Origin of the sequence: Pseudomonas sp. FSL W5-0299, from assembly GCF_005930655.1 — a bacterium.
GTDB classification, from domain to species: Bacteria; Pseudomonadota; Gammaproteobacteria; order Pseudomonadales; family Pseudomonadaceae; genus Aquipseudomonas; species Aquipseudomonas mandelii.
Genome location: NZ_RXHX01000014.1, coordinates 41,158 through 58,844, shown reverse-complemented (window position 1 = coordinate 58,844; position 17,687 = coordinate 41,158). Strand labels below are relative to the sequence as shown.

General features: G+C 60.7%; 13 protein-coding genes. 5 read left to right on the top strand and 8 right to left on the bottom strand.

Features of this window, described 5'->3' with window-relative positions; genetic code table 11:
- The first annotated feature begins 59 nt into the window (after positions 1-59).
- Positions 60-4,571: a hemagglutinin repeat-containing protein gene (locus tag FHL16_RS18245; RefSeq protein WP_077748883.1), complete on the top strand. Its 4,512-nt coding sequence runs from the start codon at positions 60-62 to the stop codon at positions 4,569-4,571.
- A gap of 49 nt (positions 4,572-4,620) precedes the next feature.
- Here the strand turns inward: FHL16_RS18245 and FHL16_RS18240 are convergent, their stop codons facing one another.
- From FHL16_RS18240 to FHL16_RS18215, 6 genes are all read right to left on the bottom strand, one after another.
- Complete coding sequence (locus tag FHL16_RS18240) at positions 4,621-5,382, bottom strand: SDR family NAD(P)-dependent oxidoreductase (protein WP_077748882.1); 762 nt, start codon at positions 5,380-5,382, stop codon at positions 4,621-4,623.
- Positions 5,383-5,385: 3 nt separating this feature from the next.
- Positions 5,386-6,207: an ABC transporter permease gene (locus FHL16_RS18235; RefSeq protein WP_010458485.1), complete on the bottom strand. Its 822-nt coding sequence runs from the start codon at positions 6,205-6,207 to the stop codon at positions 5,386-5,388.
- 10 nt (positions 6,208-6,217) lie between these two features.
- Positions 6,218-7,483 (bottom strand): ABC transporter permease, encoded by a 1,266-nt coding sequence (locus tag FHL16_RS18230; protein WP_077748927.1) that lies wholly within the window; start codon positions 7,481-7,483, stop codon positions 6,218-6,220.
- Between the two features lie 72 nt (positions 7,484-7,555).
- Positions 7,556-8,596 carry an ABC transporter substrate-binding protein gene (locus tag FHL16_RS18225; RefSeq protein WP_010458487.1) on the bottom strand — a complete coding sequence of 347 codons (1,041 nt, stop codon included), beginning with the start codon at positions 8,594-8,596 and terminating at the stop codon, positions 7,556-7,558.
- Between the two features lie 170 nt (positions 8,597-8,766).
- Positions 8,767-9,873 (bottom strand): ABC transporter ATP-binding protein, encoded by a 1,107-nt coding sequence (locus FHL16_RS18220; RefSeq protein WP_077748881.1) that lies wholly within the window; start codon positions 9,871-9,873, stop codon positions 8,767-8,769.
- Entirely contained in the window at positions 9,870-11,267 is a 1,398-nt protein-coding gene (locus tag FHL16_RS18215) for an aminotransferase (RefSeq protein ID WP_186353614.1), read from the bottom strand. The genes FHL16_RS18220 and FHL16_RS18215 overlap by 4 nt, the downstream gene beginning before the upstream one ends.
- 184 nt (positions 11,268-11,451) lie before the next feature.
- Here FHL16_RS18215 and FHL16_RS18210 point away from each other — a divergent pair, with 184 nt between their 5' ends.
- From FHL16_RS18210 to FHL16_RS18195, 4 genes are all read left to right on the top strand, one after another.
- Positions 11,452-12,339, top strand: coding sequence for a transketolase (locus tag FHL16_RS18210; RefSeq protein ID WP_010458491.1), 888 nt, complete (start codon positions 11,452-11,454; stop codon positions 12,337-12,339).
- Positions 12,336-13,334, top strand: a complete 999-nt coding sequence (locus tag FHL16_RS18205) for a transketolase family protein (RefSeq protein ID WP_010458493.1) — start codon at positions 12,336-12,338, stop codon at positions 13,332-13,334. Before FHL16_RS18210 ends, FHL16_RS18205 begins: the two co-directional genes overlap by 4 nt.
- Complete coding sequence (locus tag FHL16_RS18200) at positions 13,324-14,616, top strand: aspartate aminotransferase family protein (RefSeq protein ID WP_077748880.1); 1,293 nt, start codon at positions 13,324-13,326, stop codon at positions 14,614-14,616. The genes FHL16_RS18205 and FHL16_RS18200 overlap by 11 nt, the downstream gene beginning before the upstream one ends.
- A gap of 170 nt (positions 14,617-14,786) precedes the next feature.
- The gene (locus tag FHL16_RS18195; RefSeq protein WP_010458497.1) at positions 14,787-15,455 is read left to right on the top strand and encodes a GntR family transcriptional regulator; all 669 of its coding nucleotides are present in this window, start codon (positions 14,787-14,789) and stop codon (positions 15,453-15,455) included.
- 196 nt (positions 15,456-15,651) lie between these two features.
- On the opposite strand, the gene FHL16_RS18190 is transcribed toward FHL16_RS18195, so the two are convergent.
- The gene (locus tag FHL16_RS18190) at positions 15,652-16,833 is read right to left on the bottom strand and encodes an acetyl-CoA C-acyltransferase family protein (protein WP_077748879.1); all 1,182 of its coding nucleotides are present in this window, start codon (positions 16,831-16,833) and stop codon (positions 15,652-15,654) included.
- On the bottom strand, positions 16,830-17,612 hold the full coding sequence (locus FHL16_RS18185; RefSeq protein ID WP_010458500.1) for an enoyl-CoA hydratase: 783 nt from the start codon (positions 17,610-17,612) through the stop codon (positions 16,830-16,832). Before FHL16_RS18185 ends, FHL16_RS18190 begins: the two co-directional genes overlap by 4 nt.
- Positions 17,613-17,687: the final 75 nt, after the last annotated feature.

Genomic DNA, 17,687 nt, shown 5'->3' with positions numbered 1-17,687 from the left:
CAGCCTCGGCAATCATCCCAACGCGCAACGTGATGCCGCACTTTTATTGAGAGGTTCCTATGCCTGAACAAACATTTGCGTTCCATCTTTCCCCTCGGGGAAAACTGCGCTGGGCGATTGCCAGCCTGTTCCTGATTGCCCATCTGCCAAACGCCCTCGCGGGTGGCGTGGTGGTCGCACCGGGCCCCGGCGGCACCGCACAACTGCAAACCCAGGGCGGCGTGCCGATCGTCAATATCGTTGCACCCAACGGCTCGGGCCTGTCGCATAACCAGTTCCTCGATTACAACGTTGATCGCCAGGGCCTGGTGTTGAACAACGCCTTGCAGGCCGGGCAATCCCAACTCGCCGGGCAACTGGCCGCCAACCCGCAGCTCCAGGGCCAGGCCGCGAGCGTGATCCTCAACGAAGTGGTCAGCCGCAACGCCTCGGCCATCAACGGTGCCCAGGAAATCTTCGGCCGCGCCGCCGATTATGTGTTGGCCAACCCCAACGGCATCTCGGTGAACGGCGGCAGTTTCATCAACACACCGAACGCCAATCTGGTGGTCGGCCATCCCGAATTGAACGACGGCAAGCTGCAAGCCCTGAGCACCCGTGAGGCCTCCGGGACGTTGCAGATTCAGGGCGCGGGCCTGCAAAACCATGAGGGCTCGATCAACCTGATCGCCCCGCGCATCGACAGCCAGGGCAGCCTCAACGCTCGGCATCAGCTGAACCTCACCGTCGGCCGCAATCAAGTGGATTACGCCTCGGGCCAGGTGAAAACCGTGGACCCGGCCGGCAACACCACCGACCACCGCATCGACGCCAGCCTGTTTGGCGCCATGCAAGCGGGTCGCATCAACATCGTCAGCACCGCTGAAGGCGCCGGCGTGCGGGTCGGGCCGGTGCAGGTCGCGGGTCGCGAGGGTGTGCAGATTCGCTCTGCAGGGGATTTGAGCATCAGCGGCCAAGCCGTCCCCGACAGCCTTGAGGTAATCCGGGCAGGCGTTCGCAGCAGCCAGGGTGACGTCCGCTTGCACAGCGGCAAGGACCTGACCCTGGCCGCCGCCGACGTCAGCGGTCGCGACGTCAAACTCGACGCCGGACGCAACTTGACCTTGAGCACCGTCGAAAGCCGCCGTCTCCAGGAGACGCGCGAAAACTGGAACAACAGCACCATCGGCATCACCTGGGAAACCTACGATCGCACGCAGACCGACAGCGATTCACGCCAGCACGGCAGCCAGATTCTCGCCAGCCGCGACGCGCACTTGTCGTCCGCTGGCGACACCGAGCTGAAAGCGGCCAAGGTCAAAGCGGCGAACAATCTGAGTGTGCAAAGCGGCGGCGATTTACGCCTGAGCGCCGCCACCGAAAGCCACACCCAGACCGATCAGGGCAACCACCGCAAACACTTGTGGAAAGCCGATTGGAACACCAGCAGCGAAGAGCAGCGCAGCATCACCAGCCACTTGGAGGGCGGCAACATCGCCCTGCAGACCGCCGCGTTATTGCGTTCCGAAGGGGCTGAGTTGAGCAGCGCCGCTGACATCCACCTCGCGGGAAAACAGGTGGAAATCACCAGTGCGAGCCGCACTCAGCGCACCAGCGACAACCGTTACTCGGGCGATCTGGTGGGCGGCGGTTTCTTTGGCAAGACCGGCGACGCCGATCAGGGCAAGACCCAGAACCAGGGCAGCAAAATCAACGCGGCCGGCAAGTTGATCGTCAAGGCGGACGACGTGCGGATCAGCGGCAGCCAGGTACGCGGCGGCACCGAATCGAGCGTCATCAGCGACAAGGGTTCGCTGGTGATCGATGGCGTACAGGACACTTCTCACACCAATAGCCACGACAAAGACAGCAAGTTCTTCGGCATCACCAAGGACGAAACCCGGCAGAACGCCAAGGACAGCAGCACGGTGCGCAGCGAGCTGACCTCGGACAGCAACCTTAGGCTCAAGAGCGCCAAGGACATTGAGGTGGCCGGTTCCACGGTCAAGGCTGGCGGCAACCTGAGTGCTGACGCGGCGGGGGATGTGAAGGTGCATTCCGCGCAAGACACTCGCGACAGCAGCACAACCACCGAGACGCGTGGCTTCGATGCCTACGCCAGGGAAAACAGCCCGGACGCCGGGCAGTATCGTGCCGGTGTGCATTACGAAGACAAGCAGAAAACCGTGACCGGCAACGACATCAAGCAGCAGGGCTCAAGCCTCAGCGGCGGCACTGTGCAACTGGCGGCTGGCGGCGACCTGACGCTCAAAGGCGCCGAGGTCAACGCCACACACGGCGACGCGACACTGACCGGCAAGAACGTCTCGCTGCTGGCCGAGCAGAACAGCCACAGCACCTCGACCGATAAAACCGGCACCAGCGGCGGCTTCTACTACACCGGCGGCCTCGACCGCGCCGGCAGTGGCATCGATTTCGCGCACACCTCCTCGCAAGACACCACTGGCACAACCACCGCGCAAACCAGCGGCGTGCAGAGCAGCGGCAACCTGAACATCAACACCGGCAAACTGACCACCGAAGGCGCGCGTCTGGATGCCGGCAAAGGCCTGAATGTCGCTGCCGTCGAGGTGGACAATCGCGCTGCGCACAACACCGACAGCAGCACCCACAAAGACAGCAACTGGTCAGCGGACATCGGCGCCAACGTCGAGTACAAGGACATCGCCCGGCCGATCGCCGGAGCGGTCAAGGATGTGCTGGCCGGCAAGGTGCCGGACAAGGATGCGCTGGCCAACCTCGGTCAACCCAACGTCGGCATCGACGTTGCGATCGGTCATCAGAACGCCAGCCATACCGAGCAAACCAGCACCGCCGTGGTCAGCCAGTTCAAGGGCGGCACCGTGGAGATGAACGTGGTCGGGACGTTGCAGGACCAGGGCACTCAGTACCAAGCGAGCACGGGCAAGGTCAACATCAACGCAGAGACCTTGGTGGCGACCGCCGCGAATAACACCCGCCGCAGCACCGATCAGGCGCTGGACGCCAAGGCTGACGTGCGGGTCTACACCAAGACCGGTGAGGACGTGAACGTCGCCGGCAGCGGTGCGGGCGGCAGCAGCCAGACGCGCAAGGACACGTCCACCGCTGTAGTCGGCAGCTATGCCGGCAGCAAAGGGGTGACCATCAACCTGCGTGGCGATGGCCAGTTCGAAGGCAGCCATTTCGATGGCGGGCAGGGCGGTGTCTCGATCAAGACCGGCGGTGACCTGGCGCTGAATCAGGCCACTGACCGCCAGAGCAACGACACCTCCAGCCTACGCGGCAACGGCTCGTTGAACGTCGGCACTGCGCCGGGCACCAACGGCACCAATGTCGATCTGGGTGCGGGTTTCCAGCTCGATCACACCGGCAAACAAACCCGAGACAGCCAGGCGCAGGTGTCGAGTATTCAGGGTAAAGGTCCGGTGCTGTTGAGCAGCGGTGGCGATCAGATCCTGCAAGGGACGAAGGTCGACACGCGGGGCGGCATTGACTTGAAAGCTGGCGGCCAACTCGATCTGCAAGCGGCAACCGACACCCACACCGCGACCGGCAGCAACCTCGGCGGCGGCCTCAAGGTGGGCGGCAGCAAAACCAGCACGGAGATAAGTGCTGACCAGGGCGGCAACGTGAGCGGCAATTTCAACATCGGTCGGGTCAACGAAACGACCCGGACTTTGACCGGTGGACAGCTCAACAGCCAGGGCAACATCGCCCTCGGTGGTGACGCGATCCACCTGCAAGGCACCCAGGTCAGTGCCCCGAGCGTCAGCCTCGATGCGCAGAGCGGCGGCATCCTCCAGGCGTCGGCCGAGTCCACACAGAACCGCACAAACTGGAATGTGGCACTGAATGCCGGTGGCAACCTGAGCAACAGCACACCGGTCGTCGCGGATGAAAAGCACGTCGCCACAAGTGATCACGGCTTCAATGCCGGGGCCAAGGTCGGCGTGGATTACCTGCAAGGCACGACCCAGCAGAACAGCCAGATCAAGGCTGACAACGTGGTGTTGAACAGCGTGGGTGATACTCGTCTGGCGGGTGCGCGGATTGATGCGACGACCGTCAGCGGCAAGGTCGGCGGTGACCTGAGCGTGGAAAGTCGCCAGGACAGCCAGACTAGCGCCAAGGTTGATGTTGACCTCGGCCTGACAGGCAAGAAGGCTGCACCAGCCGACAAGGACAAAGTGGCCGAGAACACCAAACCGGGCGGGACTGACTACAAGCCGACACTGAAACTTGATGGCGGTTACGCGCATAAGGACAGCGTCGGCCAGGCTTCCGGTATCAGTGGCAGCCAGGGTGTGAATCTGAAGGTGGGCGGCGCCACGCAACTGAGCGGTGCACGGATTGCATCGACTGACGGCCGCGTGGGTCTCGGTGGTTCCAAAGTCACCACTGCCACCGTGAGCAACCGTGATTACGGGGTTAACGCCGGTCTGGATTTGCCTGAAAAGGCAGCGGGTGAAGCCGGTAAACCGGTCGTTACAACCCCGGGTGAGCACAGCATCAAACTCGGTCCGGTCACCCTGGGCGGTCATTACGACAGCCAATCGTTACAAGCTGGGATCGACGAGAAAAACATCTAGGCTCCGCCTTCCCTGTGGGAGCGAGCACGCTCGCTTCCCCATTTGATTGTTAGCGGGAAACTTGCGGTGCGTGACTCGGAGGGGTTCTCAGCCCTGCCGTTTCACCACCGTCCACCGTCAACACCGTACCGTTGACGTAGCTGGACGCTGGCGACAGCAACCAGCAAATCGCCTGGGCCACTTCTTCGGGCGCGGCCAGGCGGCCTATGGGAATCCTTGCGGTCAGGGCAGCCAGACGAGGTGCGTCCTTCATGATCGCGTCCATCATGCGCGTGGCGATCTGACCGGGGCACACCGCGTTGAACCGTACGCTTGCGCCATATTCCAGGGCCAGCGCCTGCGTCATGCCAATCAAGGCCGCCTTGCTGGCGCAGTAAGTGGCCAGTCCCTCTTCGCCGGTCTTGCCGGCGATCGACGACACATTCACCACCGCTCCATGACCCGCCTGCAAGCCGGGCAAGGCGTGCTTGATGAAGAAAAATGCCGAGCGGGTGTTGACCTCGAACATCGTGTCCCATTCCAGTTGTGAGGTCTGTGTGAGCGCCTTGCGCCCGGCCATGCCGGCGTTGTTGACCAGACCTTGCAAGGAGCCGTTACCCAGTTCCAGTGCGCGGTAGACGACGCGTTGACAGTCGGCCTCTTGCCGCACGTCGCCCGCCACGAACGTGCTGCCCGGCAGGCGCTGGGACAGCTGCTCTCCCGCATCGACGTCACGTCCAGTGAACACCACTGACATGCCCTGGCCGATTAACTGCTCTACGGTGACGGCACCGATGCCCTGGGTGCCGCCGGTCACGATGTACATGCTCATAGGTTATTGCTCCTTGAGTTGGCGGGCGTTGCGTTGTGCTCGCAAGGTCAGCCAGGTAGTGGTCATCAGCCCGACAATGCCCACCAGTAGCAACAATGTCGACATGGCGAGAATCGAGGGGTCGATGGTGTCGCGTATGCCATCGAACATTTGCCGGGGCAAGGTCCGTTGGCTGGGGCCGCCGATGAACAGCACCACGACGATTTCATCGAACGATGTCATGAAGGCGAAGAGTGCGCCCGATATCACACCAGGTGCGATGATTGGCAAAGCAATACCCGCGAAGGCCCGCACAGGTGAGGCGCCGGACATGGCGGCGGCCTTGAGCAAGGTCATGTCGAAACCCTGCAGGCTGGCGGCAACACTGATCAGGACGAAAGGCGTGGCCAGGACGGTGTGGGCCAGAATCAGACCGAACAAAGTACCTGTCAGGCCCAGTTTGCCGAAGAGAAAATACATGCCCAGCCCGGAGATCACAGGTGGGAAAATCATCGGTGAAATCAGCAGGCCGAGCATTCCGCTGGCGGCTGGCAGGTTGCGGCGTGCAAAGGCCAGCGCGGCCAGCGTTCCGAGCAATGTCGCCAGCAGTGTCGAGGCGATGCCGACCCACAGGCTGTTGCTCAGCGCTTGCATCCAGGGACCGCTGGTGAATACCCGTTCATACCATTGCAGGGAGAGTCCCGGGAGCGGGTAGGAGAGGAACGTGCCACTGCTGAATGAAATCGGTACCACCGCCAACAGTGGTGCGATCATGAAAATGCTCATCAATAGACCGAACAACACATGAGCCTTGCGGGCGAGGTAAGCCTGTATGAAATGGTTCATGGGAGCTCCTTCAGCGCAGGCCGGCAATCTGGCGAATACCCACCAGGCGCGCGGCCAGCAGGTAAATGACCATGACACAGGAAATCAGCACCAGCCCGAGTGCCGAGGCCATGCCCCAATTGACGGTGGTGTTGGTATAGAACGCAATGAAATAGCCAAGCATCTGTTCGCGGGCACTGCCCACCAGGGTCGGCGTCACGTAGTAACCCGCCGCGACGATGAACGTGAGCAGGGTGCCGGAACCGATCCCCGTCAAGGTCAGGGGCAAGTAGACCTGCATGAACCCGCGTATGGGATGAGCGCCGAGTGAGGCTGAGGCGCGCATGAAATGGGGCGGGATATTTTTCATCACGTTGTACAGCGGCAGCACGCTGAACGGCAGCAGGATGTGCACCATCACGATGTACACACCCGACAGGTTGAAAATCATCGGCAGCGGGTGATCGATCAGGCCGAAGCGCAGCAGTAACGTGTTGACGATGCCTTTGTCCTGCAGTACCACGATCCAGGCCGTGGTTCGTGCCAGCAACGAGGTCCAGAACGGCAGCATGACCGCCAGAAACAGCAAGACTTGCAGGGCCGGTGAAGCCTTGACCATCAACGCGGCAAACGGAAAGCCCAGCAACAGACACAACAGCGAGACTATCAGGGCGATTTTCAGGGTCTTGAAGGTCAAGTCCAGGTACACCCGCTGGCTTTCTTCGACCGGCGCGACACCTTGATCCGTTTGCTTCAAGTCCAGGGCGGCCAGCAGGTAATACGGCGTATAGGCCGGGGACGCGCGGCGAAAGTCCTCCCACACCAGTGGTGAAATCCAGCGTTCATCGATGGCGGCCAAACGCTCTCGGGCGCTCTGGCTTTCCGGGTTCGCCAGCGGCGTTCTGTAGGTCCGTGCGGTGTTCATGACCAGGAAGCGATAACCACTGTTCTCGTAGTTGAGGCGTCGTGCCGCCTCACCAATGACTGCATTGCTCGGGGCGTTGATAAAGTCTTGCTCGAGCGCATCGAACACCCGGTCAGTTGGCAGCGCCGTTGAATCCTTCGCCGGCTCGTCGACCATCGTCCTGATGGCCGTGGGGAACGCTTGTAGCAGTTCGGGATTGCTGACGGCCCGGTAGAACATCATGCCGATCGGCAGAGCGAAGAAAACACAGGTGTAAGCCAGCAGCGGCAAGAGCAGCAGCATCGAAACCCAGCGCTTGCGGCGACTGGATTGATAATGGGCGACGGCCAGCGTGTCGACGCAAGCCGGTGCATCTATTGAGGAAACGGACATAGTGAAACCCACCTTGATAAAACCATACTCGAACCGCGCCTCCGTCATCGGCGGCGCGGTCTTGAGGCCTGTTTACTGTGCGACCCAGCGGGTAAACCGGTTCATCAGGTCTTCCTCGTAGTTGACCCAGAACGGTGTATCGAGCAGCAGGGCATCTTTCATGTTGGCCGGGGCGTTGGGCAACGCGCTGGCCGTCTTCTCATCCATGGCCGCTATGGCCTTGCTGTTGACAATGCCGTAAGGAATCGCGTGGGCGAAATCGCTTTGGGCCTTGGCACCGAGAATGTAGTCGAGGAGTTGATAACTGGCGGTTTTGTTCGGGGTGTTCTTGATGATGGTCCAGTAGTCCATGCTGTACAGCTGTTGCTGCCAGATCAGTGGAAAATGGTTTCCCTGTTGATTGGCGATGGCGATCCGGCCGTTGTAGGCGGCACTCACGGCGATGTTACCGGCGGCCAGCCATTCCAGCGGCTGAGCGCCGGTTTCCCACCATTGGATGTAGGGTTTGATTTGGTCCAGTTTGGCAAATGCACGGTTCTGTCCCGCCGGGGTCGCCAGCAATTTATAGACGTCGGCCGGTGCGACACCGTCGGCCATCAAGGCAATTTCCAGGGTCATGCGTGCCTGTTTGCGCAAGCCGCGTTTGCCTGGCCATTTCTGGACGTTCCAGAAATCAGCCCAGCTTTTCGGGCCGTCGGCGCCAAATTTTTTCGGGTCGTAGGTCATCACTTCGGACCAAACAAACGCCCCCACACCGCACTCCGAAAAGGCCTCGGGATTAACCTCGGGCGCATTCTTCAATTGTTTGTGATCCAGGTCTTCGAGCAGGCCCTGTTCGCAGGCCAATTCCATTTCGTTCTGGTCCATCTGCACCAGGTCCCACGTGGGATTACCTGACTCGACCATCGCTTTCTGTTTCGCCAGGCCGCCGCCGTAGCTGTCTTGAACCACCGGTTTGGCGCTTTGCGCGGCAAACGGTTTGAACCAGGCCTTGTCGAAAGCCTCCTGCGTGGCGCCACCGAAACCGACCACCGTCAGGTCGCGGGCCTGGGCGAGGGGGCCGGTCAGTGCTAGCGTGAGTACAAGGGCCAAGCGTGTTGAATGTGAGTGCATGGTGCAACTCTCCTGCTGAAGGAAAAGCAAATAGGGATTAGCGGGTGTACCGGCAGGAAAGCGGCTCAGGTCGAGTGATCGAAACTGTGCATAGTGATGACCTTCTTATTGTTGTGGGTGTGGTGTGTTTCGGTGGTGACAAGGGTTTTGGGTCAGGCGCGGAGCGGTGCTCAACCCTGCGCGAAAACCCGCGCGTCTTCGGGGCGCCAGCTAAAACCGATGCGCTGACCGTTGTTCAAGCCCTTGATGGCCTCATCGTTGGCGGTTTTCACAATCAGCGTGTCGTCGTTGTCCAGTTTCAAGTGAATGCGCAGGTGATCGCCCAGGTAGACACGGTCGGCCAGAGTTGCCTGATAGCTGTTCTGATTGATCGGGGACAGTCGGATGTTCTCCGGACGGATCAGCAGCTCGACTTTTTTCGAGGCGCCGATTGGCACCGTCACGCCCATGCCACGGGCCTCGAAACCAGCGTCAAGTGCGACCTCGACCTCATGCCCATGGCGTGCAACGAGACTCCCGCGCAATACATTGTTTTCACCGATAAACGTGGCCACGTAAGCGTTTTCAGGATGCTCGTACAGCGAAACCGGATCGCCGATCTGGGCAATATCACCTTGATGAAACACGGCTACCCGGTCGGACATGGTCAAGGCTTCGCCCTGATCGTGGGTCACGTACACCACCGTGACGCCGAGTCTTCGATGCAACTGTTTGATTTCGTACTGCATGTGCTCGCGCAGGTTCTTGTCGAGAGCGCCGAGCGGTTCGTCCATCAGGATGACCTGTGGCTCGAATACCATGGCGCGGGCAAGGGCGACGCGTTGCTGCTGGCCGCCGGACAACTCCGTGGGGCGCCGTTGCTGCATGTCATGCAACTGGACCATCTCGATCGCACGCTTGACCTTGCTCTGCACCTCGATGCGATTGAGTCCGCGCATTTTCAATGGATAAGCCAGGTTCTCGGCCACGGTCATGTGCGGAAACAGCGCGTAGTTCTGGAATACCATGCCCATGCCGCGTCGGTGTGCCGGGACGTTCTGGATCGGTTTGCCCATCATGCGGATTTCGCCGCGGGTCGGGGTTTCGAAGCCGGCAAGCATCATCAGCGTGGTGGTCTTGCCCGATCCGGACGCACCGAGCAGCGTCAGGAATTCTCCTTGCGCGATGGAGAGATTCAGGTCCTTGATGATCAGCGTCTTGCCGTCATAACTCTTTTGCACATGGTTGAGGTCGATCAACGCACCGGATGAGTCGAGGGAATGGGCGAGGCTATTCATGAGCAGTGTCCCGTGGCGTGATTGACGTCGTTCAGCGCGTCCGTCAGGCGGCTGACCAGTTCGCGCAGCTGTGTCGGTTCAATAATGAAAGGTGGCGCCAGGGCGATTGAATCGCCCATGTTGCGCACGATCAGGCCGTGCTTGCGTGCCGCCAGTTCGACCTGCGCGCCGATCGCCACCTGCGCCGAAAACGAGCGTCGCGATGACTTGTCAGCCACCAGTTCCAGACCCGCAACCAGCCCGATGCCGCGGATTTCGCCAACCAGAGGGTGGTCGAACAGTGGCGCCAGTTCGCCGTGCAGAACCTCACCCAACTGGCGGGTGCGGGCAGGGATGTCCAGCTCCTGGTAGATGGATAGCGTCTCAAGGGCGACGGCGGCGGCCACCGGGTGCCCGGAGTAGGTGAAGCCATGTCCGAAGCCGTTCAGTTGCTGGCTCTGTTCTTCAAGCACTCGGTAGACCGGGCCGCTGACCACGGTGCAGGAAATTGGCTGATAGCCCGCCGAAAGGCTTTTGGCGCAAGCCATCATGTCGGGTGCAAAGCCCATCGTCTGATGGCCGAACCACTGACCGGTACGACCAAAGCCACAAATGATTTCGTCGGCCAGCATCAGAATGTCGTAACGGGCCAGCAGTGCCTGTACCGCGGAAAAATAGCCGGATGGCGGGACGATCACGCCGCCGGCTCCCATGACAGGTTCGCTGATGAAGGCAGCGATGGTGTCTGCTCCTTCAGCCTCGATGCGTCGCTGCAAGTCGGCGACCAAGCGTTCGCAGAAGGCGGCCTCAGACTCACCGGGCAAGCCATTACGGTAGTAATGGGGGCACTCGACATGAATCACCTGGTCCAGCGGCAAGCCGAATGCAGCGTGCATGTTTGGCAACCCGGACAGCGTCGCCCCCATCACCGTGGAGCCATGAAAACCTTTCTGGTGGGCGATGATTTTCCGCTTGTGCGTATTGCCCCGCGCCCGGTGCCAGGCCCAGGACATTTTGATCATCGAGTCGTTCGCTTCCGAGCCCGAACAGGCAAAAAACACTCTCGCATCCGGTAGTGGCGCGAGGGTGGCGATGCGTTCGGCTAAGCGTGCCGTCACCGCTGGAACCCGATGATTGAAGGTGTGGTAGTAGGGCAGCACGTCGAACTGGCGTTGTGCGGCGTCGGCCAGTCGACGATTGGAAAACCCCAGACTGGCACACCAGAGACCGGACATTCCTTCAATGTATCGCTGTCCGTGTTCGTCGATGACGTGGATGCCATCTCCGCGTTCGATGACCATCGGGCCTTGTTGTTGATGGCGCCGCAGGTTGGTCTGCGAGTGCAGGTGAAAGCGTTGATCTGCCTGGGCCAGAACGCTGGCTGCGGGGGTGTTTTCGTGCGGCACGAGTGGCATCTCCGAGAGCTGAAATCAATATAACTTATAAGATCGCAAAATTCGGCCTAGTCTGGCCGGGGCATTTCTGCCTGTTGGAAAAAATAACGCCAACGGCTTGTTGTTGCAATATATATCTTATAAGTTGTAAGAAGGAGGCCGTGAGAGCGGTCGCCTTTCTAACAACCATTCAGGAAATGCAGCCATGTCGATAGCCGCTCCACCCCCCATTCCCGTTCCGGTCGAGGACCTGAGTCCCGGGCACATCGCCCACCTCAAAGAGCGCGCGCTGTTTGTACGCCTGGAAACCGTGCGCCTGATTTCCATCGCCAAGGTGGGGCACTACACCTCGGTGTTTTCCTGTGCTGAAATTTTCTCGGCGCTGTATTACGACGCCATGCGCTTGCGCCACGGCGAGCCCAAGTGGCCAGGTCGTGATCGCTTCTTGATGGGCAAGGGACATGCCGCAGTTGGGCTGTATCCGTTACTGGCGGACTGGGGCTTTTTCGACAAGGCGCTGCTCGACGGCTATACGCGCCTGGGTAATCCGTTAGGTGATCACCCGGATATGCGCAAGGTCGCGGGGGTCGATTTCAGTTCCGGTTCCATTGGTCATGCATTGTCCGGCGGACTGGGCATGGCGTTGGGTGGACGGCTGCAGAACAATCCGTTCGATGTGTATGTGCTGCTTGGCGACGGCGAAATGCATGAAGGCCAGGTCTGGGAAGCGGCAATGGCGGCTGCGCATTACAAAACATCGAACCTGATCGCGATCATCGACCGAAACGGTTACCAGCTCGACGGCAAGGTCGACGACATCATCGGAATTGAACCGCTGGGCGACAAATGGCGCGCTTTCGGCTGGGACGTGCATGAGGTCGACGGGCATGACGTCGCCGCCGTGGCTCGTCTGTTGCGCCAGCTGAAAGCCGATACGCAACGCGAAAAGCCTGTCTGCGTGATCGCCTTGACCGTCAAGGGCAAAGGCGTCGAGTACATGGAAACCGAGCCCGGCTGGCATCTTGGCTGGTTGGCCGAGGAAGACGAATTGCTCGCTATCGAAGAAATCAAATCCAAAGGAGGTGTGCAATGAGCTCGCCCGTCAGCGCCGATACCTGGCAGTACCGGCAGATCAACGCTCGCGCCCCCGGCCTGAACTATTTGTCTGATGCGTTGATCGACCTGGTTGACGCCGGTCACAAGATCGCCGTCGGCACCGCTGACCTCCAGTACTCCAACGGCTTGAGTCGCTTCGCTCAGCGCCACCCCGAACTGTTTATCCAGTTCGGTATCTCCGAGCAAAACATGGTCACCGCGGCGGCGGGCATTGCCACCACCGGGAGCATGCCGTTTGTGGCGACATTCGCTTCATTCCTGGCCTTGCTCTGCTGCGAGCAGATTCGCATGGATGTGGCCTACAGCGCACTTCCGGTGCGGCTGATCGGACACCATTCGGGAATCAGCCTCGGTTTCTATGGCACCTCGCATCACGCCACCGAAGACCTGGCAATCACCCGCAGCATCGCTGATCTGACGGTCGTCGCACCCGCCGATGGCCCACAGTTGGCGGCGGCGATACGTGCCTCGATCAACCATTCGCAACCGATTTACTTCCGTATTGGTCGGGGCCAGGAACCTAACGTTTACCCCGATGACGTGGTGTTCGAGTTTGGCAAAGCCATCGTTCATGAGCGGGGTAGTGACCTGACCCTGATCGCCACCGGCAGCATGCTTCACCCGACGCTGGAAGCCGCGCAGGCCTTGCGCGCCAGTGGTTTATCGGTCGGGGTGATCGATATGCACACCATCAAACCGCTGGATCGTGATGCGGTGCTGCATGCGGCGGGCGAAAGCGGGTTGTTGATGACCGTCGAAGAACACAACGTGCTGGGAGGGCTGGGCGGTGCTGTGGCGGAAGTGCTGGCCGACACGGGTCAAGGGACGCGTTTGCGGCGTCACGGGATCGAAGATGAATACAGCCTCATTGCCCCGCCGACCCATCTCTATCGCCATTACCGGCTGGATGCCGTGGGTATTGAAGCCGTTGCCCGGGAGGCACTTGCCCCAGGAGTCGATCATGTTGCTTGACGCCAATCAGTCCTTGCATGAACGGGCTCGGCAGGTGTTGCCGGGCGGCCATCTGAGCCCGAGCCGCAAACTCGGTCAGCCTTATGCGTTTGTTCGTGCAGAAGGTCCGTATCTGTACGACGCCAACGGCGACCGTCATACCGATTTCCACTGTGGTTTCGGCGCGCATGTGCTCGGGCACGGCAATCAGGCGATTCGTCAAAAGGTTGCACACGTCAGCGAACGCCTTGACCTGATCGGCGCCGGCATTACCGATCTGGAAGTCGAGACGGCGCAAGCGCTGGTCGAGTGCATTCCCTGCGCCGAGCAGGTCGCGTTTTGCAACAGCGGCTCCGAAGCGACTTATCACGCCTTGCGCCTGGCGCGGGCCGTCACCGGCGCCAAACGGATCATAAAATTCCAGGGCGGATATCACGGCTGGCACGACTATGTGGCGATGAACGGCCAGACATCCCGTGAGCGCATGGACAGTTTCGACCCGATGTCTGACGGTATTCTGCTGGATGCCGCGCAGTACACGATCATCCTTCCGTATAACGATGCCGAGGCGGTGGAGCGTTACCTCAAGTCCAATCCGGGGGAGGTCGCGGCGATCATCGTCGAACCGATTGCCCACAACATGGGCTCGGTGACGGCATCGACGGCATTTCTGCGGGCGCTTCGGCAATTGACCGTCGAGCACGGCGTGATTCTGATTTTCGATGAGGTCATCACCGGCTTTCGTCATGCGCTGGGCGGCTATCAGTCGATCGTCGGCGTGACACCGGATCTGGCAACCTTCGGCAAGGCGGCTTCATCAGGTTATCCCGTGGGCTTGGTCGTCGGCCGTCGGGATCTGTTGGAGCGCGTAGGGCAGTCGGGCGACCGGGGCGTGTTCATGGGCGGAACGTTCAATGGAACGCCATCGACGCTGGCGGCGGTGCTGGCGACCATCGAGGAGCTTTCTCGCGAAGGCGTCTACGAACGCCTGTTCGCCATGGGCGACTATTTGCGCGGGCAGCTCGACGGCATTATCCAGCGGCTGGGCATTCCCGCTCAAAGTGCCGGATATGGGTCGGTCTGGCTGATGTACTTTTTCGAGGGGCCGTACAGCCAGTACCGTGATTTGTTGCGCAACGATGACGCGCTGGACCTGGCGTTTCGCAAGCGTTTGATCGAGCAGCGGATGATTTTTCAGCCATTACCCCTCAAGCGCCTGTACCTGTCGACCTCGCATACCACAAAGATTCTCGATGAAAGCCTCGACGTCATCGAAAACACCCTCAAGGCGCTGATTCGCTAGGCCGAGCAACGGAGAGCGGCACGCGCAGTGCCGCTCTTTCTGCATATGATTCCCAAACCGCTGTAGAGCGAGGTTGAGTGTTACTTATAGGATATAAGACAATGTATTTCAGATTTTTGGCGCAACCCCGACAGGCTGCGCAATAAAAAGCATTATCCAGGAGTTCGACCGTGCAGATTCAACCGCTGGAACAAGGCAACCTGTCCGCCCGCGCCTATTACGCCATTCGCGAAGGACTGATCGCCGGCAACTTCCGGCCCGGCGAGCGGCTGGTCATGCAAGACCTGGCCGACAAGCTTGGCACCAGCGTCACCCCAGTCCGCGAAGCCTGCCTGAGGCTGGTCAGCGAGCGCGGTCTCGAGTTGCGTTCGGGCCGTTTTGCCATGGTTCCGGAGCTGACCATGAGCCGGTATTTGGAGGTGCGCACGATCCGCATCGCACTGGAAGGCCTGGCCGCTGAGCTCGCCACGCGCAACGTTACGCCGCAGGACCTGACTCGGCTGGAAGAACTGCATGCCAGTTTTCAACAAGCCGACCAAGCCAACGACGGTCCGCAAGCAATGCATTTCAACCGTGAGTTCCACTTCACGGTCTACCGGTTGGCGGCAATGGACATGCTGACTGCCCAGATCGAAGGGTTGTGGGTTTCCATGGGGCCGATCCTCAATCTGTTTTACACCAAGGGGCATAACACCTACATCGGTGCCGACGAGCATCTGGTACTGATCGAAGCCCTGCGCGAGAAAAAGCCGGCCAAGGCGCGCAAGGCCATTGCTGAAGACATTATGCGCGGTGGTGTCAGCATCATCGGCTTCATTACCGAAAGCGAAGGCAAGTAATCCGAGATTGAAGTAGATAACCCACCAGTTCCTCGATACGGACCTGGGGAATGTTGGCCGCACGGCACGGCGACGTGTTCTGGGAGTTAATCCAGGGCGTGGGGAAGGGGCGGGATTGATGGATTGCGACCAGTTGCCGAAGGAAATCATCAAGCAGCAGCGATGCCCGGCGTTGCACCGGACATCGCGCTAACACTCAAACTCGCTCAAAAATCGCCGCAATACCCTGACCACCACCAATGCACATGGTCACCAACGCATATCGCCCGTTGATGCGCTGCAGTTCGTGAATGGCTTTGGTGGCAATCATTGCGCCGGTCGCGCCCACTGGGTGACCGAGGGAAATACCCGAGCCATTCGGGTTGACCTTGGCCGGGTCTAGGTCCAGTTCCTGGCTGACCGCACAGGCCTGGGCGGCGAAGGCGATGTTGGCTTCGATCACGTCCAGGTCAGCCACGGTCAGGCCTGCGCGTTTGAGTGCCAGGCGTGTAGCGGGAATCGGGCCCAGGCCCATCAGTTCTGGCTCAACACCGGCGTGGGCATAGCTGACCAGGCGAGCGAGCGGGCGCAGGTTGTTGACCTGCACCGCGCTGCCGGTGGCCATGACCAGTGCCGCAGCGCCGTCGTTCAGGCCCGAGGCATTGCCGGCCGTGACTGAACCGTCCTTCTTGAACGCCGGCTTCATCTGCGCGAGTTGTTCCAGGGAAGTGGAACGCGGGTGTTCGTCGATGCTGAACAGCGTCGTTTCCTTGCGGCCACGGATTTCGACCGCTGCGATCTGCTCACTGAAGTAGCCATTGGCGATGGCGAACGCCGCGCGTTTTTGATCTTCCAGGGCTAGAGCGTCTTGCATGTCGCGGGTGATGCCGTTGCGCTCGGCAATGTTTTCGGCGGTGATGCCCATATGGATGCCATGGAACGGGTCATGCAGGATGCCCAGCATGTAGTCGATGGCCTGGACGTTGCCCATGCGCGCGCCCCAACGGGCGGACGGCATCAGGTACGGGCCGCGGCTCATGGACTCGGCACCGGCGCCGATGGCAATCTCGGCGTCGCCCAGCAGCAAGGTCTGGGCCGCGCTGATGATGGCTTGCAGGCCGGAACCGCAGAGGCGGTTGACGTTGTAGGCGGGGGTTTCCTTGGGGATACCGGCGTTCATCGCGGCGACCCGGGAAATGTACGCGTCGCGGGTCTCGGTCGGGATCACGTTGCCCATCACCAGATGGCCGATTTGCGCCGGGTCCACGCCGGAGCGCTCCAGGGCGGCCTTGACGGCCGTGGTCGCCAGATCGGCCAGCGGGACATCTTTGAGCGAGCCACCAAAGGAGCCGATGGCGGTGCGTGCGGCGCTGACAACAAATACGTCTGGGGTGTTCATGAAGGCTTTCCTGTAGATGGGTTCTTTTCAGTGCTGCGATTAACCAGTGCGTTCAACGCTGCCTGCGCTTCAGGGGTGGTCAGGCGCTTGATGAACAGCAAGTTCTCCTGGCGAATGGTGGCTTGCAGTTCCGGCATGGACGTCTGCTTGAGCAGTTGCCGGGTCTGACGCAGGGATTCCTGGGGGAGCGCCAGCAGGCGACGAGCCATGCGCTCGGCGGCCGCCAGGCACTGTGGCCCGTCGTCGAACAGTTCGTTGGCCAATCCGCACGCGACGGCGGCGGCACCGTCCAGGCTGTCGCCCCACAGCAGCAAGCGCGCCGCCCGGGCATGACCGAGCAGGCGCGGCAGCAGCAGGCTGGCGCCGAACTCCGGGCACAGGCCCAGGTTCACGAACGGCATGCGCAACCGGGCATTGCGCGTGACCAGCACCTGATCGCAATGCAGCAGCAGGGTGGTGCCGATGCCGATGGCCGCTCCGCAGACCGCCGCGATCAACGGTTTTTGCAGGTGGATCACCACGCGCATCAGGCGAAACGCCGGGCTATCCAGATCGGTCGGCGGATGCTGGAGAAAATCCGCCAGGTCGTTGCCACTGGTAAAGCAGGTGTCGCCACCGGTGACAATGATCACGCCGATTTCAGCGTCTTCATCAGCGGCCAGCAACAGATCGGCCAGCTGCGTGTACATGCGGTTATTCAGCGCGTTGAGCTTGTCGGGGCGGTCAAAGGTGAGCGTCAGTACACCTTCGTTTCGTTCTTGTTTGATCAGGTCGTTCATGTACGTGCCCTGGGTGATCGCTATGAACGGCACTCTAAGCGCGGGACCGGCGCCGGATCTATGACAAAACCAGTC